Raw genomic sequence first — 23257 nt, forward strand, 5'->3', positions numbered from 1 at the left:
GATGTCCTAGTGCTGGAACTGCTCGGCCTCGGTCGACCCGGCGAGTGCCGTCGTCGACGAGTTGGGGTTGATCGCGTTCGACACGGCGTCGAACCAGCCGGTTCCGACCTCACGCTGGTGCTTGGCGGCCGTGTAGCCGTCGGCCTCGGCGGCGAACTCGCGTTCCTGCAGCGCCACGTAGGAGGTCATGCCGTCGTTCGCGTATCCGCGCGCCAGGTCGAACATCGAGTGGTTCAGCGCGTGGAACCCGGCCAGGGTGATGAACTGGAACGAGTAGCCCATCGCTCCGAGCTCGCGCTGGAAGCGCGCGATCGTGTCGTCGTCGAGATGCTTTCGCCAGTTGAACGACGGCGAGCAGTTGTAGGCCAGCATCTGGTCCGGGAACTCACCCTTGATCGCCTCGGCGTACTTGCGCGCCAGCTCCAGATCAGGGACCGACGTCTCCATCCACAGCAGGTCGGCGTACGGCGCGTAGGCCAGCCCGCGCGTGATGCACGGCTCGATCCCGTTCGACACGCGGAAGAAGCCCTCGTCCGTGCGCTCACCGGTGATGTAACGCTGGTCCCGCTCGTCCACGTCGGACGTGATGAGCGTGGCGGCCTGCGCGTCGGTGCGGGCGACGATCAGCGACGGCACGTCGGCGATGTCGGCGGCGAGACGCGCCGCGTTCAGCGTGCGGACGTGCTGCCCCGTCGGGATTAGCACCTTGCCGCCGAGGTGGCCGCACTTCTTCTCGGACGCGAGCTGGTCCTCCCAGTGCACGCCCGCGGCACCGGCGGCGATCATGGACTTCATCAGCTCGAACGCGTTCAGCGGACCGCCGAAGCCGGCCTCGGCGTCGGCGACGATCGGGGCCAACCAGTGCGGGTCCTGCGCCTCCCGCCCCTCCAGCGTGGTGATCTGGTCCGCGCGCAGCAGCGCGTTGTTGATCCTCCGGACGACGGCGGGCACCGAGTTGGCGGGGTACAGGCTCTGGTCCGGGTAGGTCTGGCCGGCCAGGTTCGCGTCCGCCGCCACCTGCCACCCGGACAGGTAGATGGCCTCCAGGCCGGCCCGCACGCTCTGCACCGCCTGGTTGCCGGTCAGCGCGCCGAGCGCGTGGACGTAGTCCCGTTTGTGCAGGAGGGCCCACAGCCGTTCCGCCCCCAGCCGGGCCAGCGTGTTCTCCTCGCGGACGCTGCCGGACAGCGCCACGACGTCGGCCGCCGAGTGGGTGCGCTGCACGCCCGCCCACCGGGGGTCGGACGCCCACCGCTGCTCCAGCTCGTCGATCCGCTCCTGCCGGCTGCTCCCGGTCATCTCTCGTGCTCCTCTGCGAAGTCTCGTGTCGTGCGTCTCGTCACTCGCGCGCCCCCGGGGGTGACCGGGTTCGCGGCGTCGTACAACGGGGTGCGAGCAGCATCGGGAGCGCGGAGGAGATCGCGCGACGGTGGCCGGATGCCAACTTCTGCGCATCTTCGGGCGCCGTTCTGCGAATCTTGCGAAGGGGGGCCTTCGATACGGTCCCGCCCATGCCTTCGTCAGGGGTGTCCGGAACCCGGCTTCGCGCGCTGCGCGAGACGCGGTCGATGAGCCAGGCCGCACTCGCCCGGACGCTGGGGATATCCCCGAGCTATCTCAACCAGATCGAGCACGGCTCGCGTCCGTTGACGGTGCCGGTACTGCTGCGGATCACCGAGGTGTTCGGCGTCGACGCGGCGTTCTTCGCAGCACGCCGCCCGGAGCGGCTGGTGGCCGAGCTGCACGAGGTGTTCGCCGAGACGTCGTCGGTGGCCGGAGCCGTTCCGCCCGCGCAGATCGAGCGCCTCGCCTCCGAGCTGCCGTCCGTGGCCGACGCGGTGCTGGAGATGTACCGGCGGTGGCGCAAGGCGGACGAGCACCTGGCCGCCGCGTCGGACGGGCCGCGTGACGGCAGCGACCGGGTGCGCACCGCGTCCCCGCACGAGCAGGTCCGCGACTACTTCTACCGGCGTCGCAACCACATCGCCGAGCTCGACGACCTCGCCGAGGCCCTGTCGGAGGAGATCGGGCTGCGTCGCGGTGAGGTCCGGCGCGCGCTGGCCGAGCGGCTGCGGAGCGCGCACGGCGTCAGCATCACCGGCCTCGACGACGACGTCTCTGGCGCCGGCGAGCTGCACCGCTACGACCGGGTGAACCGGGTCCTGCGGCTGTCAACCACGCTGCGTGCGGGCCAGCAGGCGTTCCGGATGGCGACGCAGCTGGCCTATCTCGAGCACGAGGACACCATCGAGGCGCTCGCCGCCGAGGACCCCGCCGACGATCGGACGCACACGCTCACCCGGATCGGGCTGGCCCGCTACTTCGCGGCGGCCCTGACGCTTCCCTACGGCGACTTCCGCGCCACCGCCGAGGCGTTCCGCTACGACGTCGAGCGGCTCTCGGACCACTTCGGACAGGGCTTCGAGACGATCTGCCACCGCTTGTCCACCCTGCAGCGGCCGTCGGAGCCCGGGGTCCCGTTCTCGTTCGTCCGGGTCGACCGGGCCGGCAACATGTCCAAGCGCCAGTCCGCGACCGGTTTCCACTTCTCGCGCGGCGGAGGGACGTGTCCCCTGTGGAACGTCTATCGGGCGTTCGCCTCGCCGGGGGAGATCGACGTGCAGGTCGCGGCCATGCCGGACGAGGTCCGCTATCTGTGGGTCGCCCGGACCGTGAACGGGTCGCAGCGCCGGTGGGGCCGTCCGGGCAAGACGTTCGCGATCGCCCTGGGCTGCGAGGTCCGCCACGCGCACCGCCTCGTCTACTCCGACGGCCTGGACCTGGACACGCCGGCCGCCGCCACACCGATCGGGGCCGGATGCCGGGTGTGCACCCGGATGCAGTGTCCCCAGCGGGCTTTTCCCCGGCTGGACCAGGCACCGGCCGTGGTGGAGGACCGCAGCACGTTCGTGCCGTACCCGGCCCCGCCGGGCTGAGCGGATCAGTGGACTGCCGGACGGTGCAGTAGCACGGCGGGCCGCCACCCCCGTAATGAGCTGAGCACGGCCAGCTCGTCGGCCCGGTCGAGGTCGGCGACGGCCAGCGGGCGCTCGCGCAGCGTGCCGGTCCGGATCCGGTGGCCACGCTCGATGCCCGGCAGGCAGCCGACGCTCGCAGGCGGGGTCCACCACCGCCCCTCGATCCGTGCGGCGAGGGTCGCGATGCCGGTCTCGACGACCGCACCCGCATCGTCGATCAGGATGACGTCGTCGGCCTCCGGATGACGCGCGCGCCGTACTTCGTAGACCTCGCGACGGCTGGTCTTGTGCCGGGTCCAGCACGTCGAGGTGTCGACCGGCTCGTCATCCGTCGCGAGCCGCACGGGGCCCGCTGTCGCGGGCGGTAACGGCCCCACATCGACCGTCGCGGTGCCGTCGCGGTGACAGCAGAGCCGCACGCGGGCGGGCCCGGCACCGGTCAGATGCCTGTCGAGCTCGCGGGCCACGGCGCCCGGGTCGTGGCGGAACCCGAAGTAGCGGGCGGACGCGGCGATCCGCGCGAGGTGATCGTCGCGCAGATGGATCCCGGATCCGGGGTCGTGGCGCATCGTCTCGATCAGGTGGAAGTCCCGCGGTGCCTCATCCAGGAGCCTGGCCTTGACCAGGAGCTCCGACCACTCGGCAGCCGGGGCCGAGTCCCAGGTGATCCCGCCGCCGGTCCCGTAGGTGACGACACCACGCTCCCGGTCGACGAGTGCGCTGCGGATCGCGACGGAGAACCGCGCCCGGACCGGGGCGTCCCGTGGTCCGACGACACCGACCGCGCCGCAGTAGACCCCGCGCGCGTCGCCCTCCAGCTCGCGGATGATCTCCATCGTGCGCCGCTTCGGCGCCCCCGTGACCGAGCCGCACGGGAACAGGGCACGGAAGAGATCGGCCGTGCCGACGCCGGGTGGGAGCTCGGCCCGCACGGTCGACGTCAGCTGGTGCACCGTCGGGAAGCGCTCGGGCCGCAGCAGGTCGGCCACCGCGACCGTCCCGGGAACTGCGATCCGCGCCAGGTCGTTGCGCACCAGATCGACGATCATGATGTTCTCGGCGCGCTCCTTCGGGCTCGACCGCAGACGGTCCACGGCCTCGGCGTCCTCGGCCCCGGTGCGTCCGCGCGGTGCGGTCCCCTTCATGGGCCGCATCGTGATCCAGTCCCCGGAGACCTCGAAGAACAGCTCCGGGCTCGCGGAGGCGACGACGAACCGGCCGGTGTCGATCAGCGCGTTGTAGCGCCCGATCTGGTTGACGACCATCTGCCGGTAGAGCTGCTCGGGGTCGGCGGGTGCGCTCGCGCGAAGCGAGGTGGTCAGGTTGCACTGGTAGGTCTCGCCGGCCGCGATGTTCTCCTGCACCGCGTCCACGGCGCGGCGGTGTCGGTCGGCGGTCCACTCCGGTCGCCAGCCGAGGTCCACCGGCGGCGGGTCGGCGTCCTGCAGCGGGGGCGCCGGGCGCGGCTCGGCGACGCCGAACCAGGCCAGCGGCAGTCCCGGCACCGGACTCCGGGTGCGGAGCCCGGTGCCGAGTCCGGACGCGGCCTCGTAGGTGACGAAGCCGAACGCCCATCGGCCCGATGCGGTGACGGCATCGAGCCGCTCCATGACCCGGGCCACGTCGCACGGCTGCCAGGCCACAAGCTCCTCCTCGACCCGGTGGAACGCGGTCGCCGTCCCGCCCACCATGTCGTCGAACCGTGCCCACGGAGACCGCGGACGGGCCCGGTTGTCGCCGTTCATCCGGTGATCCTCACCTGGGTCGGACCGGGCCACGCCGCCGGACGGAGGCACTCAGCAGGCCGCCGGGACCTTGCGGCGTTCCGCGCCCTCGTAGGCGGCCAGCGGACGGATCAGTGGATCTTGCGCTCGACGGTCTTGCGACCGACCGTGATGGAGGTCGCCCGGAGGATCCAGACGTGATGGAGCGCAAATTTCTGCGGATTTCGCATGGCCGGATGCGAAGACTGCCAACTATGAATTCGAACTGCGTTGCCAAGATGCGAAGTAATTAGCTGTAAACGGTCGAAGAAATTTGCATGAGCTCGTGCATGGACATTGATGGAAGTCCGACTTTATGGTCTCCATCATTCGGTTCGAGGCGTCGTGGAACGCCCGTCAACCGCCTTCATTCGTCGTCGAAGGGTGTGTCGAATCGTGTCCGAGATCGTCGAGCACTTCGTGTCCGGAAAGCCGTGGACGGGATCGTCGGAACGGTTATCCGACGTGTACGACCCGAACCGCGGGACCGTCCAGCGCCGCGTCCGCCTCGGGATGCCGTCCGATGTGGACGAGGTCGTCGAGGTGTCGGCGGCGGCGCAGCGGGAGTGGGCCGCGTGGAACCCGCAGCGCCGGGCCCGGGTGCTGATGCGCTTCCTGACGCTGGCGAACGAGCAGATGGACGAGCTCGCGGCGCTGCTGTCCTCCGAGCACGGCAAAACGCTGCCGGACGCGCGCGGCGACATCCAGCGCGGTCTCGAGGTCATCGAGTTCGCGACCGGCGCCCCGCACCTGCTGAAGGGCGAGTACTCCACCGACGCGGGCCCGGGCGTCGACGTCTACTCGATGCGCCAGCCGCTCGGCGTCGTCGCCGCTATCACCCCGTTCAACTTCCCGGCGATGATCCCGCTCTGGAAGATCGGACCGGCACTGGCGTGCGGCAACGCCGTCGTGCTCAAGCCGTCCGAGCGTGACCCCTCGGTCCCGGTGCGGATCGCGGAGATGTTCGTCGAGGCGGGCCTCCCGCCGGGTGTGCTGAACGTCGTGCACGGGGACAAGGAGGTCGTCGACGCGCTCCTGGTCCACCCGGACATCGCCGCGGTGGGGTTCGTCGGGTCGACTCCGATCGCGGAGCACGTCTATTCGACGGCGACCGCGCACGGCAAGCGCGCCCAGTGCTTCGGCGGGGCCAAGAACCACCTGCTCGTGCTACCGGACGCGGACATGGACCAGGCCGCCGACGCGCTGACCGGCGCCGCGTGGGGTTCCGCGGGGCAGCGCTGCATGGCGATCTCGGTCGCCGTCCCGGTCGGTGAGCAGACCGCTGACCTGCTCGTAGCCAAGCTCGCCGAGCGTGCCCGGAACCTGACGGTCGGTCGGTCCGACTCGGAGACCGCCGACCTGGGGCCGCTGGTCGGAGCGGACGCGGACGAGCGCGTGCGCCGGGCGATCCAGGCCGGCGTGGACGAGGGTGCCGAGCTCGTCGTGGACGGCCGCGAGGTCGGCGCGCCCGAGGGCGGCGACGGCGGCTGGTTCATGGGTGGCTCGCTGTTCGACCGGGTCACCACGGTCATGTCGCTGTACCGCGACGAGATCTTCGGGCCGGTGCTCTCCGTCGTGCGCGCCGCCAACTACGACGAGGCGCTGCGGGTGGCGAACGGCCACCGGTACGGCAACGGCGTCGCGATCTTCACCCGGGACGGCGACGCCGCCCGCGACTTCGCATCGAAGGTCGAGACCGGCATGGTCGGCGTCAACGTCCCGATCCCGGTGCCGATCGCGTACCACACGTTCGGCGGCTGGAAGGCGTCCGGATTCGGCGACCTGAACCAGCACGGCCCGGACTCGTTCAAGTTCTACACCCGCACCAAGACCGTCACGTCGCGCTGGCCCTCCGGGATCAAGGACGGCGCGTCCTTCGTGATCCCGACGATGTCGTGAGCGCCGGAGTGAGTGCCGACGAGAACCTCGCCGAGCTCACCGACGAGCAGCGGGCCCTCGTCGAGACGGCGGAGCAGTTCGCGACCGAGAAGATCGCCCCGGACGCCGTCGAATGGGACAGGGAGCACCATTTCCCGGTCGACGTGCTGCGTGACGCGGCCAAGCTCGGCATGGCCGGGCTGTACGTGGCCGAGGACGTCGGCGGGACCGGGCTGACCCGGATGGAAGCGGTCCTCGTGTTCGAGGCGCTGGCCACCGGGTGCCCGTCGGTGGCGGCCTACCTGTCGATCCACAACATGGTCGCCGCGATGATCGACCGGCACGGCGACGACGACCAGCGGCAGCGGTGGCTGCCCGGCCTGTGCTCGATGGACGAGCTCGCCAGCTACTGCCTCACCGAGCCGGACGCGGGCTCGGACGCCGCCGCGCTCCGCACCACGGCGGAACGAGACGGCGACGGCTACCGGCTGAACGGCGTCAAGCAGTTCATCTCCGGTGCCGGCACGTCCGACCGGTACCTGGTGTTCGCCCGCACCGGCGGCCCCGGAGCTGGGGGCATCTCGGCGTTCGTCGTACCCCGGGGTGCGACCGGCCTGCGGTTCGGACCCGACGAGCAGAAGATGGGGTGGAACGCCCAGCCGACCCGGCAGGTGGTGTTCGACGACGTCGGAGTCCCCGGGACCGACCGCCTCGGCGACGAGGGGGGCGGGTTCCGGATCGCGATGTCCGGACTGGACGGCGGCCGGCTGAACATCGCCGCGTGCTCGCTCGGCGGGGCGCGCGCGGCCCTGGACCGCGCGATGGAGCACCTGGCCACCCGGAGCGCGTTCGGCGCTCCGCTGGCCGACCGGCAGGCGCTGCGGTTCACGGTGGCCGACGCGCACACCGACCTGACCGCCGCGCGGTTGCTGCTGCACCGGGCGGCCCGCGCCGCGGACGCGGGCGAGCGGGACGCCACCCGACTGTGCGCCATGGCCAAGCGCCTGGCCACTGACACCGGACACGCCGTCGCGGACACGGCGCTGCAGCTGCACGGCGGCTACGGCTACCTGGCCGAGTACGGGATCGAGAAGATCGTGCGGGACCTGCGCGTGCACAAGATCCTTGAAGGAACGAACGAGGTCATGCGCGTGATCGTCTCCCGCGGCCTGATGGGAGCGGAGAAATGAGCGACGTACGGGTGGAGCGCTCCGGTGTGATCGGACGCATCACGCTCGACCGGCCGAAGGCGATCAACGCCCTGACCCACGAGATGGTCCGGGACATCACCGCGGCGCTGGCGGACTGGTCCGACGATCCGGACGTCGGGATGGTCGTGGTGACCGGCGCCGGCGAGCGCGGTCTGTGCGCGGGTGGCGACATCCGGTCCATCCACGACGACGCGGTCGCCGGCGGGAACGCCACCGAGGCGTTCTGGCGCGACGAGTACCGGATGAACTCAGTCATCAGCCGGTACCCGAAGCCGTTCCTGCCGGTGATGGACGGACTGGTGATGGGCGGCGGGGTCGGTCTGTCCGCCCACGCCAGCCACCGCGTCGTCACCGAACGGACCCGCATTGCGATGCCGGAGGTCGGCATCGGCTTCGTCCCCGACGTCGGCGGCACCTGGCTGCTCGCGCACGCCTCCGGTGAGCTGGGGACCCACGCCGCGCTGACCGGCGCCCAGCTGGGCGCCGGGGACGCGTGTGCGATGGGACTGGCCGACTGGTTCGTGCCCACCGACCGGGTGCCCGCCCTGCTCGCGTCGCTGGAGGACGCCCGCTGCACCGGTCCGGAGCTGGAGGAGCTGCTCGGCCACCTGCTCGAGGAGCTGGCGGACACCGAGCCGGAACCGGGACTGTGCGCCTCGCGCTGGTGGATCGACCGGTGCTACGCGAGCGACGACGCGTCGGAGATCGTCGCACGCCTGTCCGCCTCCGGTGTGTCGGACGCCGAGGACACCGCCAAGACGATCGGGCAGAAGTCCCCGACGTGCGTGGCCGTCGCGCTCGAGTCGCTGCGCCGCACGCGGAAGCTGGCGAGCCTGGAGGAGGCGCTGGACCAGGAGTTCCGGGTTTCGCTGCGGTGCCTCGCGGCGCCGGACATGGTCGAGGGCATCCGCGCCCAGGTGGTGGACAAGGACCGCACGCCCCGGTGGGACCCGCCGGTGCTGGAGAAGGTGAACGACGCCCGCGTGGCGGAGTACTTCGCGCCGCTGGCCGGCGTCGCGGAACTGGGACTGACGCAGGGATCAGGACAGGGAACGGAGGCTCGGCGATGAGCACGATCGCGGTAATAGGACTGGGCAACATGGGCGGGCCGATGGCCGCGAACCTCGTCTCGGCCGGGCACGACGTCCGCGGGTTCGACCTGGCCGAGCAGGCGTGCGCGACGGCATCCGCCGCCGGGGTCACCGTGGCGGGATCCGGTACCGAGGCGGTCCGGGAGGCCGAGGTCGTGATCACGATGCTGCCCGCGGGGCAGCACGTGCTCACCGCCTACGACGAGCTGCTGCCCGCGTCGGCGGACGGTGCGGTCTTCGTCGACTGCTCGACGATCGACGCGACCTCGGCCCGGACAGCGCACGAGAAGGCGGCCGCGGCCGGACGCCGCAGCGTCGACGCCCCGGTCTCCGGCGGCGTCGTCGGCGCCGAGGGCGGGACGCTCACGTTCATGGCGGGCGGCGAGACCGATGCCGTGCAGGCCGCCGGGCCGATCCTCGCCGTGCTCGGCAAGCGGACGGTGCACTGCGGACCCGGCGGGGCCGGGCAGGTCGCGAAGATGTGCAACAACATGGTCCTCGGTGTCTCCATGATCGCGGTGTCGGAGGCCTTCGTCCTCGCCGAGCGCCAGGGACTGGACCCGCAGGCGCTCTTCGACGTGATGTCGACGTCGTCGGGCCAGTGCTGGGCCGTGAGCACGAACTGCCCGGTGCCCGGTCCGGTGCCCGGTAGTCCCGCCAACCGGGAGTTCGCGGGCGGGTTCGCCGCTCCGCTGATGCTCAAGGACCTGCGCCTTGCCGACGCGGCCGCCGACGAGGCCGGGCTGACCCTGCGCCTCGGTCGGACCGCGACCGAGCGCTACACCGAGTTCGTGGACCGCGAGGACCGCGTCCGCGACTTCTCGGCGATCATCGAGGACGTCCGGGAGGCGGCGTCGTGAGTGACTTCGAGACGATCCTCGTCGAGACGCCGCGCGACGGAGTCGGCCTGATCCGCCTGAACCGGCCCAAGGCCCTCAACGCGCTGAACCTTCAGGTGATGCGCGAGGTCGTGACCGCTGCCGCGGCGCTCGACGCCGATCCGGGTGTCGGGGCGATCGTGCTGACCGGCTCGGACCGCGCGTTCGCGGCGGGAGCGGACATCTCCGAGATGGCCGCGATGAGCCACGCCGACGTCGTCCGCGAGGACCTGTTCGCCGGCTGGGACGCGCTGACCCGGCTGCGGACGCCATTGGTCGCCGCCGTCGCGGGCCACGCGCTCGGCGGCGGATGCGAGCTGGCCATGCTGTGCGACGTGCTGATCGCCGCGGACAGCGCGCGCTTCGGTCAGCCGGAGATCAAGCTCGGCGTCATCCCCGGCATCGGTGGTTCGCAGCGGCTCACCCGGGCCGTCGGCAAGGCGAAGGCGATGGACCTGTGCCTGACCGGCCGGACCATGGACGCCGAGGAGGCCGAACGCGCCGGGCTGGTCAGCCGGATCGTGCCGGCGGCCGATCTGGTGGACACCGCCGCCGAGGTCGCGGCGACGATCGCGGGGATGTCCGCGACGACGGCGGCCGCGGCCAAGGAGGCAGTGAACGTCGCGTTCGAGTCCACGCTCGCCGAGGGGGTCCGCTTCGAGCGCCGCACGTTCCACGCCCTGTTCGACACCCCTGACCAGGCCGAGGGCATGGCGGCGTTCCTCGAGAAGAGGGCGCCGGAGTTCGGCTCCGGTCGGGCGTGACACGAGGGGCCGGGAGCATCCGCTCCCGGCCCCTCGCTCGCGCTCACGTGGCGGAGGCGAACTCCGTCTGCTCGGCCGGGTCGGCCCGGGCGACGACGCGCTCGGCGAGCGCGCCGAACACCGTGCCCAACACGCCCCACAGCAGGATCTGCGCCCCGATCGAGTAGAGCCGGAAGCGGTACAGCAGGTCCGCGTCGAAGCCCGGGAACACGATGCGACCGGTCGGGTCGAGCAGCGGTAGCGGCGTCTCGGTCAGGCTCGCGCCCGTGGCTCCGGCGTTCGCGGCCAGCGACCCTAGCTGCGGCAGCAGTGCCATCACCACCCCGATCACGACGACGAACGCCGCACCCGCCGTCAGAGCGGAAACGCCGGTGCCGAACCGCGGAGCCAGCCGCCGGCCGAGCGCGAGGGCGGCCAGCCCCACGACGACCGAGGCGACGACCATCACCAGGTACAGCCCGGACCGCGGCCCGATCGTGTCCGGGTTGCCGATCGACGGCGGGTTCGCGGGGTACTTCAGGAACGGGACGAGGAACATCGTCAGGAATCCCGCCCCGGCCACCCGCACGGCCAGCTGCCGTGGGCTGACGGATCCGACGCGGCCGTAGGCGAGGCAGTAGGCCACCCCGAACAGGCAGCCGATTGCCACCCCGAAGAAGACCATCCCGACGCCGATGCCGATGTTTCCCTGGACGGCCCGGCTGAAGATCTCCGGGTCCGCAGCCTCTGGTGCCTGCCCGGCGGCGACGGCGAGCTTGGACTCAACCGGTCAGCGCAACACCCGGGTAGTTGATCATGATAGGGGTGTGGGATGGCGCGACTGGGACGACCTGGGATGTCCGATGCCGACCGCGCGGATCTGTGGGTCCGGTGGGGGCGTGGGGAGTCGATCAGTGACATCGCTCGGGCGATCGGACGCCCGCCGGGGTCGGTGTTCACGGTGCTCAAGTCCACCGGTGGCTACGTGCCGCCATCACGTCGTCGCCGACCGGGGACGCTGACCGCGGCCGAGCGGGAGGAGATCTCTCGTGGTCTGGCCCAGTATCGTTCGATCCGGGCCATCGCGGCTGGGCTCGGTCGTCCGGCCTCGACGGTGAGCCGGGAGGTCGCCCGCAACAAGGGTCGGCGTGCCTACCGTGCTGTGGACGCCGAGGACCGCGCCTGGCGCCGGGCCCAGCGCCCCAAGACGTGTCTGCTCGCCCGTCGTCCGCTGCTGTGTGGGTTCGTCGCTGCCAGACTGGGTGAGGACTGGTCGCCCGAGCAGATCGCCGGGCACCTGGCCAAGCACTACGCTCCGGGATCGGGGATGCGGGTGTCACACGAGACGATCTACAAGTCGCTGTTCGTGCAGACCCGCGGTGTGCTGGCCAAAGACCTGCAGAAACACCTGCGGTCGGGCCGTCCGATCCGGCGTAACGTGCACAACACCACCGGTGGGCAGTGGCGCTCGCAGATCCCCGGCGCGGTCTCCATCCACGACCGGCCCGCCGAGGTGACTGATCGGGCGGTGCCCGGGCACTGGGAAGGTGATCTGCTGCTCGGGCGTGGCACCACCCAGATCGCGACCGTGGTCGAGCGCGCGACCCGGTTCACCGTGCTGGTCGCGCTCGGAGGGCGCGACATGCACACCGTCGCCCACCAACTGTCCCGGCAGATGGCCCGACTGCCCGAACACGTCCGCAAGTCGCTGACCTGGGACCGCGGGATGGAACTGGCCCGCCACACCATCGTCACCGCCCGGACCGGGTTGGACGTCTACTTCGCCGACCCGGCCAGCCCCTGGCAGCGTGGCACGAACGAGAACACCAACCGGCTACTACGCCAGTACTTCCCGAAGGGCACCCGGCTCGACCACATCACCCAGGCCCAACTCGACCGCGTCGCGGAACGCCTCAACACCCGACCGCGCAAAACGCTTGATTTCGACACCCCGGCTGATAGATTCGGAGCACTGTTGCGCTGACCGGTTGAGTCCAAGAGGGCGTTCTTCGCGTCGTCGCGCGCGCTCTCGTAGTCGATCGCCTGCTGGATCAGCGGTTCGGCGAACACCCGCGCGAACAGGAACGCGACGAGGCCGGCCAGAGCCCCGGCCAGGACCGACCGCAGAACCAGTGCCCGTGCCATCAGTGGCAGGGGAACGCGAGGAAGTGGCGGCCGTCGTGGACGAACTCGTGGATCACCATGGTGTTGCCGAACACCGAGGTGGCGCCCTCGTCGATGCCGATGAAGTAGTACAGCAGCAGCCCGAGGACCAGGGCGCCGATCAACCACGGCATCGTCTCGGACACCGGGATCGTCAGTGGCCGGGCGGCGACGGGCGCTCCGGCGTGGGTCGACGCGGACATGGGCTCCTCGTTTCTCTCCCGAACCCCGGCGGGAGGTAAAGAATTGACAAAATGGTCATACCGTGGTATCGGAAAGGACGCTAAGCGGCGCGGCCGCACGCGTCAACGGATGAGTGCTTGTTCACGTGTTCGGAATGTCGCGATCACACTCTCTTGTCTGAACAGTCCTTCACCTGATTGGGTCCGGCGGTGTTCAGGAGAGCGCTCCTCGTCCTCGCGCCGCCGGCGCTGCCGGACCCGGCCCGGGCGGACTTCGGTGCGCTCCTGGCCGGCCCGTCGGCGGCCCACCCGCTGGGGACCGACCAGCTGGGCCGGGACATGCTCGCCCGGCTGCTGGCCGGGGGCCGGCTCACGATCGGGCTGAGCCTGGTCACGGTCGTGGTGACCGGTGTCGTCGGGGTGGCGGTCGGGATGCTCGCCGCGGTCACCGGGGTGCTGGGCCGGGCCGTGATGCGCGTCGTGGACGCGCTGGCGTCGGTACCGGTGGTTCTGGTCGGGCTGCTGTCGGCCGTCACGTTCGGGCCGGGCGTCGGCTCGCTGGTGCTCGCCATCGGCCTGATCGGCTGGACGCCGTTCGCCCGGCAGGCCCACCTGCTGACCGTCGCCGAGTCCGGTCGCGAGTACGTGGCCGCGGCCGACGGGCTCGGCGCCGGCCCGGTCCGGGTGCTGACCCGTCACGTCGTGCGCAACGTCGCACCGCCGCTGCTCGCCCACACCTGTGTCCGGTTCGCGGGCACGCTGCTGACTGTCTCCGGTCTGTCGTTCCTCGGTCTGGGGGTGCAGCCGCCGACCGCGGAGTGGGGCTCGATGGTGGCCGAGGGTCGCGAGTACCTGTTCACGGCGCCGCACGTGGTGCTCGTGCCCTCGATCGCCGTCGTGCTCACGGCCGGGGCGGTGCTGTGGTGGGGCAGGCGATGGGACCGGGTGGGCCGTTAGGCAGCCGGTGCGACGACGCCGAAGAACTGCGCGGCGACGACCACCTCCGCGGACCGGACGGCCGGGCGCCGATGGTGCGGCACCATCTGGCCGGACATCAGGAACGGCGTCGGGCCGATGTCGAACGGGACACCCCCATCGGGGTGGCCGTTCGTTCGCCGGGACAGCTCGCCGATGTCCTCGAGCCGGGTAGATGCGAGCTCGGGGTGCAGGTACAGCGGCTCGACGGGCCCGTCGAGCAGGGTGAGGACGACGAGCTCGGTGGCGACGGGATCGGTGTGCAGCGGGCTGCCGTCGCCGTCGCGGTGAACGTTGTAGAACACCCCCGTCGGGGCGACCACCACGCCGGTCTCCTCCCGGATGCGACGCGCCAGAGAGTCGGACCAGTGCCATTCCAGCAGCGCAGGCCCCGCGTCGGCGTAGCAGAACCCGCCGTATCCGCCGGTCACGCAACCGCGCTCGATCGTCGACGCCCCGGAGTGGCCGTCGAGCGCCCCCGGACGCAGCGCAAGCGCCTCCCGTCGCAGCTCGTCACGGGTCCCGTCGTCGACGGCGCCGTCCAGTCGGGTGTGGACGATTCCGAGCCCTGGGGCCGAGACACGCGGGTACGACCGGGGTACCGGCCAGCCCCAGAGATCGGTGTCCCCGCCGGGGAACGTGTGCCGGTAGAGGTGGTGGACCCGCTCGTCGGGCAGGTGTCCGTCCGAGCACGGCGGGGGAGCGAGCCGGCCGGGGTCGACGCCGGTCCCGGCGACGAGGGCGGCGCAGTCCTCGGTGAATCGAGGCCGATCGGCGTGCAGGCGTCGGAAGCGTTCGACCGGTCCGCCCGGGTGCACCTCCAGCTCCGGGTGGGTGAGGGCGAGTAGCAGGAAGCGGCGGTACTCCAGCGCCGTGGCCTCGCGGTGGTGGTACGGGGCGTCCGGAGCGAGGCCGGACGCGAACGAGGACTGGACGTCCGCGAGATCGAGATCGGCCACCCGCGCTGCCGCCGTGTCGTCCACGAAGCCTCCTCCGTCTGCGCGCACGTTCCTAACAACAATTGAGAGACTGTTCAAGTGTTGATCCTGTCAAGAGCGGTCGTTAGCGTCACGACGGGCGCCCGGACCGTCATTTCCGACACGGAGGAGCAGGTCATGAACCACCACGGCTACGAGTACGAGGAGACCGACGACGCTGCGCCGAGCCGGCTCCGGGCCCACACCCCGGCCGTCGAGGACACCTTCAGCTGGCTGATCGGCGACCTGGCCGACACCGAGAAGTGAGTCGCCGGGGCGGGGAGGTGCGTCCTCCCCGCCCCGTGCCTCGACCGGTACGTGGCTGTGACAGGGGGACTTCGGTGGTGACCGTCAGGGCGACACCCGTCGCGCAGCACCAGGAACCTGTCGCGATGACCGCGTCGATCCTGCTGGTCACCGCACCGGCCCCCTTCGATCCGATCGCGGACGAGGTCCGACGGCTGCTGACCGAGTGGTCCGGAGTGCGGGTGGAGGTCGGGGACCGGCCGGACCCGGCGGTGCACGACGTCGTCGTCGCCTGCGCGGACGTCCTACCCGACGAACGGTGGCAGGACCTCGACACCCACTGCGAGACCGCGGGCCTCGCCTGGCATCGCGTGCATCTCGAGGCGACGGCGGTGTGCGTCGGCCCGTTCACCGTGCCCGGCGTCTCCGCGGGCCACCGGGACTGGCGTGCCCGGCGCCTGGCCGCGAGCCGGAACCCCGAGCGCCTGCTCGACCACTGGTCCCGCGCGGACCGCACTCCGGGTCCCCGGCCCGGATCGGAGACCGTGGCGACGGCTGCGCGTCTGGTCGTCGACGACGTGCTCGCCCACCTGCGCGGTGAACACGCGCCCGGTGCCGACCACGAGGTCCGCGTCGACGGCGCAACCGTCACCCGCCACCGCGTGCTGTCGCTCCCGGGCACGAACTGCGCAGCCCCCGTGACGGGCGGGAGCCCGGAGGACCAGCTGGTGGACGCCCGTACCGGCATCGTGACCGCACTCCGCCCGTCGCGACCGGGCCCTTACTCGTCGTCGCTGGCGTGCGTCGAGGCCGACGTCGCCGACACGCGGGTCTTCGCGCCGTGGCGGGCCGACCCCGCCGCCGGCGGGGCGACACTCGGGAGTCCGGACGCGGCCCGGCGCGCGGCGCTCGGGGAGGCCGTGGAGCGCTACTGCGGCAACGCCGTGCCGTCGGACCTGTTGCGCGGCAGCGCGTGTGACCTGCGCGCCCGGGGGCATCGGGTCGTGTCCCCTGGCGCGCTGACGCTGTACTCGCCGGCGCAGTACGCGACGCCGGGCTTCCCGTTCGTCCCGCTGCACGACGATCTGACGCTCGACTGGAGCCGCGGCCACGACCTCGTGACCGGTGACCCGGTGCTCGTACCCGCGGCGGCGGTCCACCTGAACGGGCCGGGCACCCGGCCCGGCGACCCGGCCCCGGTCTCGCCGCCCGCCCTGGCCGGCATCGCCGCGGGGGAGTCGACGGCGGCGGCGCAGCGGGCGGCGATCGAGGAGGTCCTGGAGCGCGACGCCGTCACCGTGTGGTGGACCACCGGCGACCGTGCCGTCCCGCTCGACGTCACGGGGGACCCGGTGATCGCGGACGCCCTGTCGGGGCCCGTCTCCGGCCGTCTCGATGCGCGGTTCCTCCTGCTGCCCTGCCCGGTCGGCGTCCCGGTCGTCGCCGTGCTCCTGCACGACCCGCACCGCGAGCTGATCGGCGTCGGGACCGCCTGCCGCCCGACCACCACCGCGGCCGCACACAAGGCGCTGACCGAGGCCCTCGTGTCGCTCGAGGTCGCCTGCGAGCTGGCCGACCCGGACGGCCCGTTCTGGTCCGACGTCCGTGCCGGGCGCCTGCCGGCGGCGCCCTACCGCGCATTCCGCGCCGATCGCTCCTATCAAGACCTCTACCGGGCGGACTGGCGGGATCTCACCTCGCTCGACCCGAACGTGCAGCTCTACCTGGACCCGCGGATGCAGGCCGTCGCCCTGGCCCGGACCCGCCCGGCGACGCCCGCGATGCCTCTCGGCGCGGGCCCCACGGTGACCGGTGACCCGCGATCGGCGTACCTGGGGGAGCTGACCGGCGCGGGGCTGACCGTGGTCGGCGTCGACCTGACGACCGATGACATCGCGCGGGCCGGGCTGCGGGTGACGCGGGTCGTCGTTCCCGGCCTCTACCAGCTCGCGCCGGCGGCGTTCCCGCTGCTCGGCGGCACCCGCCTGCGCCGCGGCCCCGAGGACCCGGTGCCCCCGCCCCTGCCGTTCTCGTGAACCGTCCACTGCTGGAGGTCGGATGAAGCTGGGCCTTGCCCTCGGATACGGGGGCGAACCGATGGGCGAGGTACTGCCCGCTGTGCAGGCCGCGGACCGCTGTGGGTTCGACTCGGTCTGGAGCCTGGAGGAGTTCGGCGCGGACGGCGTGTCCATCCTCGGGTATTTCGCCGGGCAGACCGACCGGATCCGGCTCGGCACCGGGATCCTGCAGATCGGGGCCCGCACGCCCGCGCTCACCGCCATGACGGCGGCGACCCTGGACATCCTCAGCGAGGGCCGGGCGCTGCTCGGACTCGGCGTGTCGCAGCCGTGGCTGATGGAGGGGTGGCACGGCGTCCCGTTCACCCCGCCCGTCGACACGATCCGCGAGTACGTCGCGGTCGTGCGGGCCGCCGTCGCGCGCGAGGCACCGCTGGAGTTCGACGGCCGCCACTACACCGTCCCGTACCGGGGTCCGGACGCCCGCGGGCCCGGCCGGCCGATCCGGTCCCAGATGAAGCCCCTGCGACCGTCGGTGCCGATCTACCTCGGCACCACCGGACCCCGCGCCGTCCGCCTCACCGGCGAGATCGCCGACGGCTGGATCGCCGGCGGCCTCTACCTCCCGGAGCACGAGAAGGTCTGCCTCGCCCCGCTCGACCAGGGGCTCGCCCGCAGCGGTCGGGCCGCGGACGCCGTCGCCGTCACGAAGATCGTCGACGTGCTCGTGGAGGACGACCTGGATGCGGCGCGCGACGAGGTCCGCCCCGTCCTCGCGTCCTACATCGGCCCGCGCGGGGTCGGCGTGGAGAACACCCACTTCGCGCAGGCGTGCGAGATGGGGTGGGAGGCGGCCGCGCACCGGATCCGCGAGCACCACGTCGAGGGCCGGCGGTCCGAGGCCTGGGCCGCCGTGCCGGACGATCTGGTGGACGCGTTCGCGCTCGTCGGGTCGAAGGACCGCATCCTGGACCGGCTCGGCGCCTGGGCCGGATCGCGTGTGGACACCCTGATCCTGCTGACCCGCGACGTCGAGCTCATCGAGGCCGCGTCGGGCGTCCTGTGACGCTCACCCGTGACGTGTCACCGCTGCGCGAGCTGTGGCGGCTGGTCGGCCCGCTGATCGTCACGATGTTCGCGCAGGTCGCGATCGTCCTGACGGACACCGCGCTGGTGGCCCGCTACTCCACCGCGGCGCTGGCCGCGGTCGCCCTGGCCGCGCCCGTCTATCTCGTTGCGGTCATGGTCGTGCGGGGCTGGGCCACCGCCGCCCAGATCGTCGTGTCGCGGCGGTTCGGGTCCGGCGACGTCCCAGCCGTCGCGGGGGCGACCGCGATCGCGCTCGTCGCCGGCGTCGTCACCGGCGTCGTGTTCTCTGCGGTGTTGATCCTGGCGGCGGGTCCAGTCCTGGGGGCGCTGAGCGACGACCCGGCCGTGGTCGCGGGCAGCGTCGACTATCTGCGCATCGTCGCCGTCGGCGTGCCGTTCGCGGCCGCCTCGGCGGTGCTGCAGGCCGCGTTCGCCGGCCTCGGCGCCACCCGCATCGCGATGGTGTCGACGTTGCTCATGATCGTCGTGAACATGGCGCTGGGCGTGACGCTGGTCTTCGGAGCAGGGCTCGGGGTCGTTGGGGCCGGACTGTCCACGGTGGTGTCGACGATCGTCGGCACCGTCTACCTGACCTGGTTCGCCCGCCGCCGTATCGGCCGGATCGTGCCCGGCGCAGCGCTGCTGACCCGTGGTGATCTCGCGCGGGGCCGGGCGGCTGTACCGGCGCTGGCGCGCCTGGCGTGGCCGGAAGCCGCACTGCTGTTCTTCGGCTACCTCAACGAGGTCCTGGTGGTGGGGTTCGCCGCGCAGGTCGGCAGCGTGGATCTGGCGGCGTACCGGCTCCTGGACAACCTCACGCTGGTGATCTACAACCTGCTCGCCGCGGTCGGCGCGGGGATCGCGATCCTGGCCGGTCAGCGGCTCGGGGCGGGGGACGTCGCGGCCGTCCGGACCTATCAGCGGACGGGTGTCGTGCTGGCCCTCGTGCTCGCCACGCCGCCGGCGCTGTTGGCCGCGCTGTTCCCCGGGGCGCTGTTCGCGCTCGCGACGGCGGATACGGCCGTCGTCGAGGTCGCGGCGTCCACCGCGCCGCTCGCCGTCGCGACGATGGTGCCGATCGTGCTGTCGCTGAACATCGCGGGCGTGCTGCGCGCGTCCGGCGACAACGTGACCGTGATGATCGCGTCTCTGGTGGCCGACTATGCGGTGCTCGTGCCGTTGGCCTGGCTGCTCGGACTGGTCCTCGGATGGGGACTGACCGGGATCTATGTCGCGTGGCTGGGCTTCGGCCTCACCATGCTCGCGATCACGGGGTGGCGGTACTCCACGGGCCGCTGGCGGACCCGAATCGTCTGATCACTTGCTCAACTGTCGAGCTGATCCATACAGTTCGGCCGTCCACGAGAGACCTGGGAGGCAACGGTGTCGAGTCCGGAGACGATCACGGCGTCCGCCGGGGGCGCCCGCCGACGGGCGACGATGCTGCGCCTCGGAATGGTGGCGACGGCCGTCGCGCTCGCCGCGGGCTGCTCCGCGGCGCCGTCGACCGAGGTTCCGTCGCAGCCGGCCGCCGCCGCACCGGGCTTCCCGATGACCATCGACAACTGCGGTGTGCAGGTCCGCCTGGACGCGCCGCCGCAGCGGGTCGTGACGATCTACCAGCACCCGGCGGAGATCATGTACGCGCTCGGCCTCGAGCGCTCGATGGTCGGGACCGCCTACCCGGACAACCCCTATCTCCCGCAGTTCGCGGCCGCGAACGCGTCGGTGCCACAGATCTCGGACAAGGACGCCTCGTTCGAGCAGGTACTCGCCACCGGACCGGACATGGTCTACGGCGGCTACGACTCGGCGTTCTCCGCGGACAAGGGCACCGCCCGGGAGCGCTACCAGCAGTCCGGCGTCGCGACCTACCAGAACTCGGAGGCCTGCACGCCGAAGGTCACGATGGACACCGTCTGGTCCGAGATCCGCACGGTTGCGCGCATGTTCGGCGTCCCCGAGCGCGGCGAGTCGCTCGTCAGCGACCTGCAACGACGCGTGGATGCGTCGAGCGCCCGGGTCGCCGGTGCGCCTCCGGTGAGCGTGTTCGTCTATGACAGCGGCGAGGACACCGCGTTCACCGCCGGCGGACGCGGGATCAGCAACGACGTGATCGCACGCGCCGGCGGACGCAATGTGTTCGGGGACCTGGACGACCTCTTCGGCGACGTCTCGTTCGAGCAGGTCGCGCAGCGGGCACCGGACGTGATCGTGATCTACGACTACGCAGACGGCAGCGGCGGCGTCGAGGCGAAGAAGCGGTTCCTGCTCGCGCGTCCGGAGCTGGCCAGCGTGCCGGCGATCCGCAATCAGCGCTTCACCACGCTCACCCTGCAGGACGGCGTCGTCGGCGTCCGGCCGCCGATGGCCGTGGAGACCCTGGCCCGCGCCCTGCACCCCGACCGGTTCCGGTGACGATCGCACCCCGCCGCCCGGCCGCGGCGGACCTGGCTCCCGGCTCGCACTGGCGCCAGCCCGCGGTACTCGTCGTCCTGACGGCCGTGCTGGTCGTCTCGGTCACCGCCGGGATCTCGATCGGCTCCGTCACGATTCCGCCCGGCCAGGTGTGGTCCAACCTCGCGGCTGCGGTGACCGGCGGGCGGATCGACGCGACCGGGCCACCGTTCGTGCGGGCGATCGTCACCCAGAGCCGCGCCCCGCGGGTCCTGCTCGCCGTCGTCGTCGGGGCCGGCCTCGCCGTCGTGGGCGCCGCATTGCAGGCCCTCGTGCGCAACATGCTCGCCGACCCGTTCCTGCTCGGCGTCTCCTCCGGCGCCTCGGTCGCCGCGGTGCTCGTCATCATCTCCGGCGCGACCGCCGTCCTTGGCCTCACGACGCCGGTCGCGGCGTTCCTCGGCGCGTTGCTGGCGCTGTTCGTGGTCTACGCGATGTCGCGGTCCGGCGGGCAGGTCACGCCCACCCGGCTGGTGCTCTCCGGCGTCGCCGTCGCCTACGTTCTGTCCGCCCTGACCAGCCTGCTCCTGATCCTCGCGGCCCGCCCGGACGCCTACCGCGAGGTCCTGGCGTGGCTGCTCGGCAGCCTGGGCCGGGCCACCTGGGACCTCCTGTGGCTGCCGACGGCGGCGGTCGCGGTCGGCGTGGCGATCCTGCTCGCCACGGCCCGCCCGTTGAACCTGCTGCTCGCGGGCGACGAGGCCGCGACGACGATGGGTGTCGACGTCCCGCGGTTCCGCGCGGCGATGTTCGTCCTGACCTCGCTCGTCACCGGCGTCCTGGTCTCGGTGTCGGGGCCGATCGGCTTCGTCGGGCTCATCGTCCCGCACGCGGTGCGCCTGGTCGTCGGCAGCGACCACCGCCGCCTCCTCCCGGCCGCCGCCCTGAGCGGGGCGTCGTTCCTGGTGTGGGCCGACGTCGCCGCCCGCACCGTCGCCTCGCCGATCGAGGTCCCGGTCGGGGTGCTGACCGCGCTGTGCGGTGGGCCGTTCTTCCTGTGGCTCGTGCGGCGCGAGGCCCGTCGCGGCACCCGGACCAGCGCATGAGCGACCCGGCCGGGCTGGCCGTGTCCGACCTGGCGGTCCGGCTCGGCGGCCGGACCGTCGTCGACGGCGTGTCGTTCACGGTGGCCCCGGGCCGCACGCTCTGCCTCGTCGGACCGAACGGCAGCGGCAAGTCGACGCTGCTGCGCGCCGTGCTGCGGATCCTGCCCGCGGAGCGCGGGACGGTTGCGCTCGACGGCCGCGCGGCGGGGGAGTTCTCCGCCCGCGAGTTCGCCCGCAACGTCGCCGCGGTCCTGCAGGACCCCGGCGCCGAGTTCGACATGTCGGTGCGCGAGGTCGTCGGTATGGGGCGCGCGCCGTTCCAGCGCCTGCTCGTATCCACCGAGTCCGACGACGACGAGACCGTCGCTGCAGCACTGGCCGCGGCCGGCGTCGCGCACCTGACCGAGCGGTCCTACCGGACCCTCTCCGGCGGGGAGCGCCAGCGCGTGGTCATCGCCCGCGCGTTCGCCCAACGTCCCCGGCTGCTGGTGCTCGACGAACCGACCAACCATCTCGACGTCCGCCACCAGTTCGACGTGCTGGACGCCGCACGGCGTCGGGGAGTCACCACCGTGATGGCCCTGCACGACCTCAACCTCGCCGCCCACTACGGCGACGACGTCGCGGTGCTTCACGACGGGCGCCTGCACGCCCAAGGCCCGCCGTCGGACGTGATCACCGAGGAGATGGTGCGCGACGTCTACGGTGTCCGCGCCGAGGTCGCGCCCGACGCCGACACCGGCCGCCCGCACATCCGCTTCCGACCGCCGGCACCCGACCTCCGAGGAGTCACGCCGTGACCTACCCGACGACCCACCCGACCGACCGGGCCGTCGTGCTGGTCGCCCGACCGACCCCCGCCGGCCTCGACGAACGGGCCCTGCGGCGGCTCGCCGGAGCCGTCGCCGGCCGGGTACCGGACCCCGTCCGCGTCGCGCACCTCGACCACGAGACGCCGTCCCTGCACGAGGTCCTCGACGAGCTGGCCGCGGCCGGGAGCGCCTCCATACTGGTCCTCGCGCTCGCGGTACCCGCGGACCGCTACCTCACGACGTGGATCGCGAAGGCCGTCGCGAACTGGCGGGAGACGCGGGACTCCACCCTGGAGATCCGCCAGGCCGACGGGCTGACGGACCTGCCCGGCGTCGCCGACGCCGTCGCCGATCTCGTCGCGTCCGGCGGCCGTCCGGTCACCGCGTCCCCGGCCGGATTCCGCAGCCCGGCGTGGTCGGACCTGGACATCCCGAACCGGCACCTGCTCGTCTGCCGTGGGCCGCGCTGCACTGCACACGGTGCCGGAGCTACACACCGGGCCCTGGCCGACGCCACGCGCGGGTCGTCGACCCAGGTCACCGGAATGTCCTGCGTCGGACCGTGCAACCTCGGGCCGCTGGTCATCGAACACCCGTCCGGCCAGTGGCACCAACACGTCGACCCGACGCGGGCAGAGGTCCTGGCCCGACCGGACTCGGTGCCCGACGACGTGATGGGCGGCCTACCCCGCCCGACCGGACGGGTGTGAGAGTCCACCTTTCTGCCTAGAGTTGGCAATAGCCAACATG

At 72.1% G+C, this 23257-nt stretch carries 21 protein-coding genes and 1 pseudogene; 16 read left to right on the plus strand and 6 right to left on the minus strand.

Annotated elements, in window-relative coordinates:
• Positions 1-6 precede the first annotated feature (6 nt).
• Positions 7-1299 carry an isocitrate lyase gene (aceA, locus tag XF36_RS04495; RefSeq protein ID WP_060711003.1) on the minus strand — a complete coding sequence of 431 codons (1293 nt, stop codon included), beginning with the start codon at positions 1297-1299 and terminating at the stop codon, positions 7-9.
• Positions 1300-1511: 212 nt separating this feature from the next.
• Between aceA and XF36_RS04500 the strand changes: the two genes are divergently transcribed.
• Positions 1512-2936, plus strand: coding sequence for a short-chain fatty acyl-CoA regulator family protein (locus XF36_RS04500; protein ID WP_060711004.1), 1425 nt, complete (start codon positions 1512-1514; stop codon positions 2934-2936).
• A gap of 5 nt (positions 2937-2941) precedes the next feature.
• On the opposite strand, the gene pabB is transcribed toward XF36_RS04500, so the two are convergent.
• Positions 2942-4723, minus strand: a complete 1782-nt coding sequence (pabB, locus tag XF36_RS04505) for an aminodeoxychorismate synthase component I (RefSeq protein WP_060711005.1) — start codon at positions 4721-4723, stop codon at positions 2942-2944.
• Between the two features lie 414 nt (positions 4724-5137).
• On the opposite strand from pabB, the gene XF36_RS04510 reads away from it, so the two are divergent.
• Genes XF36_RS04510 through XF36_RS04530 form a run of 5 tightly spaced genes read left to right on the plus strand, consistent with a single transcriptional unit; the run spans position 5138 to position 10563 of the window.
• Positions 5138-6640 carry a CoA-acylating methylmalonate-semialdehyde dehydrogenase gene (locus tag XF36_RS04510; RefSeq protein WP_060711006.1) on the plus strand — a complete coding sequence of 501 codons (1503 nt, stop codon included), beginning with the start codon at positions 5138-5140 and terminating at the stop codon, positions 6638-6640.
• Entirely contained in the window at positions 6637-7809 is a 1173-nt protein-coding gene (locus XF36_RS04515; protein ID WP_060711007.1) for an acyl-CoA dehydrogenase family protein, read from the plus strand. Before XF36_RS04510 ends, XF36_RS04515 begins: the two co-directional genes overlap by 4 nt.
• Positions 7806-8900, plus strand: coding sequence for an enoyl-CoA hydratase/isomerase family protein (locus tag XF36_RS04520; RefSeq protein ID WP_060711008.1), 1095 nt, complete (start codon positions 7806-7808; stop codon positions 8898-8900). Before XF36_RS04515 ends, XF36_RS04520 begins: the two co-directional genes overlap by 4 nt.
• Positions 8897-9781: a 3-hydroxyisobutyrate dehydrogenase gene (gene mmsB, locus XF36_RS04525; RefSeq protein ID WP_060711009.1), complete on the plus strand. Its 885-nt coding sequence runs from the start codon at positions 8897-8899 to the stop codon at positions 9779-9781. Before XF36_RS04520 ends, mmsB begins: the two co-directional genes overlap by 4 nt.
• On the plus strand, positions 9778-10563 hold the full coding sequence (locus XF36_RS04530; protein WP_060711010.1) for an enoyl-CoA hydratase: 786 nt from the start codon (positions 9778-9780) through the stop codon (positions 10561-10563). Before mmsB ends, XF36_RS04530 begins: the two co-directional genes overlap by 4 nt.
• A gap of 43 nt (positions 10564-10606) precedes the next feature.
• On the opposite strand, the gene XF36_RS04535 is transcribed toward XF36_RS04530, so the two are convergent.
• On the minus strand, positions 10607-11272 hold the full coding sequence (locus tag XF36_RS04535; RefSeq protein ID WP_082375161.1) for a CbtA family protein: 666 nt from the start codon (positions 11270-11272) through the stop codon (positions 10607-10609).
• 102 nt (positions 11273-11374) lie between these two features.
• Between XF36_RS04535 and XF36_RS04540 the strand changes: the two genes are divergently transcribed.
• Positions 11375-12526, plus strand: a complete 1152-nt coding sequence (locus XF36_RS04540; RefSeq protein WP_060710806.1) for an IS30 family transposase — start codon at positions 11375-11377, stop codon at positions 12524-12526.
• Between the two features lie 65 nt (positions 12527-12591).
• On the opposite strand, the pseudogene XF36_RS33690 reads toward XF36_RS04540, so the two are convergent.
• Positions 12592-12687: pseudogene (locus XF36_RS33690) on the minus strand (CbtA family protein); the annotation flags it as partial.
• Positions 12687-12908 (minus strand): CbtB domain-containing protein, encoded by a 222-nt coding sequence (locus tag XF36_RS04545; RefSeq protein ID WP_060711012.1) that lies wholly within the window; start codon positions 12906-12908, stop codon positions 12687-12689. The pseudogene XF36_RS33690 and the gene XF36_RS04545, both read right to left, overlap by 1 nt.
• A 189-nt stretch (positions 12909-13097) precedes the next feature.
• On the opposite strand from XF36_RS04545, the gene XF36_RS04550 reads away from it, so the two are divergent.
• Positions 13098-13844 carry an ABC transporter permease gene (locus tag XF36_RS04550; RefSeq protein ID WP_060711013.1) on the plus strand — a complete coding sequence of 249 codons (747 nt, stop codon included), beginning with the start codon at positions 13098-13100 and terminating at the stop codon, positions 13842-13844.
• Here XF36_RS04550 and XF36_RS32160 read toward each other — a convergent pair.
• Positions 13841-14845, minus strand: a complete 1005-nt coding sequence (locus XF36_RS32160) for a hypothetical protein (protein ID WP_060711014.1) — start codon at positions 14843-14845, stop codon at positions 13841-13843. The two genes, XF36_RS04550 and XF36_RS32160, sit on opposite strands and share 4 nt — an antisense overlap.
• A 132-nt stretch (positions 14846-14977) precedes the next feature.
• Between XF36_RS32160 and XF36_RS34760 the strand changes: the two genes are divergently transcribed.
• The 8 genes from XF36_RS34760 to XF36_RS31295 all read left to right on the plus strand — a co-directional run bounded on the left by XF36_RS34760 (position 14978) and on the right by XF36_RS31295 (position 23217).
• Positions 14978-15106: a hypothetical protein gene (locus XF36_RS34760; RefSeq protein ID WP_255357089.1), complete on the plus strand. Its 129-nt coding sequence runs from the start codon at positions 14978-14980 to the stop codon at positions 15104-15106.
• A gap of 125 nt (positions 15107-15231) precedes the next feature.
• The gene (locus tag XF36_RS04565) at positions 15232-17121 is read left to right on the plus strand and encodes a YcaO-like family protein (RefSeq protein WP_145981257.1); all 1890 of its coding nucleotides are present in this window, start codon (positions 15232-15234) and stop codon (positions 17119-17121) included.
• Between the two features lie 22 nt (positions 17122-17143).
• Positions 17144-18169 (plus strand): LLM class flavin-dependent oxidoreductase, encoded by a 1026-nt coding sequence (locus XF36_RS04570; protein WP_064485370.1) that lies wholly within the window; start codon positions 17144-17146, stop codon positions 18167-18169.
• Entirely contained in the window at positions 18166-19509 is a 1344-nt protein-coding gene (locus XF36_RS04575; RefSeq protein ID WP_060711018.1) for an MATE family efflux transporter, read from the plus strand. The genes XF36_RS04570 and XF36_RS04575 overlap by 4 nt, the downstream gene beginning before the upstream one ends.
• Positions 19510-19575: 66 nt before the next feature.
• Positions 19576-20610 (plus strand): ABC transporter substrate-binding protein, encoded by a 1035-nt coding sequence (locus XF36_RS04580; RefSeq protein ID WP_060711019.1) that lies wholly within the window; start codon positions 19576-19578, stop codon positions 20608-20610.
• On the plus strand, positions 20607-21695 hold the full coding sequence (locus tag XF36_RS04585) for a FecCD family ABC transporter permease (protein WP_082375163.1): 1089 nt from the start codon (positions 20607-20609) through the stop codon (positions 21693-21695). Before XF36_RS04580 ends, XF36_RS04585 begins: the two co-directional genes overlap by 4 nt.
• A complete protein-coding gene (locus XF36_RS31290) occupies positions 21692-22495 on the plus strand; it encodes an ABC transporter ATP-binding protein (RefSeq protein WP_060711020.1) in 804 nt (267 codons plus the stop codon). Before XF36_RS04585 ends, XF36_RS31290 begins: the two co-directional genes overlap by 4 nt.
• A complete protein-coding gene (locus XF36_RS31295; RefSeq protein WP_060711021.1) occupies positions 22492-23217 on the plus strand; it encodes a (2Fe-2S) ferredoxin domain-containing protein in 726 nt (241 codons plus the stop codon). Before XF36_RS31290 ends, XF36_RS31295 begins: the two co-directional genes overlap by 4 nt.
• The last annotated feature ends 40 nt before the right edge of the window (positions 23218-23257 follow it).

The sequence above is a fragment of the Pseudonocardia sp. HH130629-09 genome (genome assembly GCF_001294645.1).
Lineage (GTDB): Bacteria > Actinomycetota > Actinomycetes > Mycobacteriales > Pseudonocardiaceae > Pseudonocardia.

Coding starts and splice junctions, on each gene's coding strand:
- aceA (WP_060711003.1), bottom strand. CDS start 1,299: ATGACCGGGAGCAGCCGGCAGGAGCGGATCGACGAGCTGGAGCAGCGG.
- XF36_RS04500 (WP_060711004.1), top strand. CDS start 1,512: ATGCCTTCGTCAGGGGTGTCCGGAACCCGGCTTCGCGCGCTGCGCGAG.
- pabB (WP_060711005.1), bottom strand. CDS start 4,723: ATGAACGGCGACAACCGGGCCCGTCCGCGGTCTCCGTGGGCACGGTTC.
- XF36_RS04520 (WP_060711008.1), top strand. CDS start 7,806: ATGAGCGACGTACGGGTGGAGCGCTCCGGTGTGATCGGACGCATCACG.
- mmsB (WP_060711009.1), top strand. CDS start 8,897: ATGAGCACGATCGCGGTAATAGGACTGGGCAACATGGGCGGGCCGATG.
- XF36_RS04540 (WP_060710806.1), top strand. CDS start 11,375: ATGGCGCGACTGGGACGACCTGGGATGTCCGATGCCGACCGCGCGGAT.
- XF36_RS04545 (WP_060711012.1), bottom strand. CDS start 12,908: ATGTCCGCGTCGACCCACGCCGGAGCGCCCGTCGCCGCCCGGCCACTG.
- XF36_RS34760 (WP_255357089.1), top strand. CDS start 14,978: ATGAACCACCACGGCTACGAGTACGAGGAGACCGACGACGCTGCGCCG.
- XF36_RS04565 (WP_145981257.1), top strand. CDS start 15,232: ATGACCGCGTCGATCCTGCTGGTCACCGCACCGGCCCCCTTCGATCCG.
- XF36_RS04570 (WP_064485370.1), top strand. CDS start 17,144: ATGAAGCTGGGCCTTGCCCTCGGATACGGGGGCGAACCGATGGGCGAG.
- XF36_RS31290 (WP_060711020.1), top strand. CDS start 21,692: ATGAGCGACCCGGCCGGGCTGGCCGTGTCCGACCTGGCGGTCCGGCTC.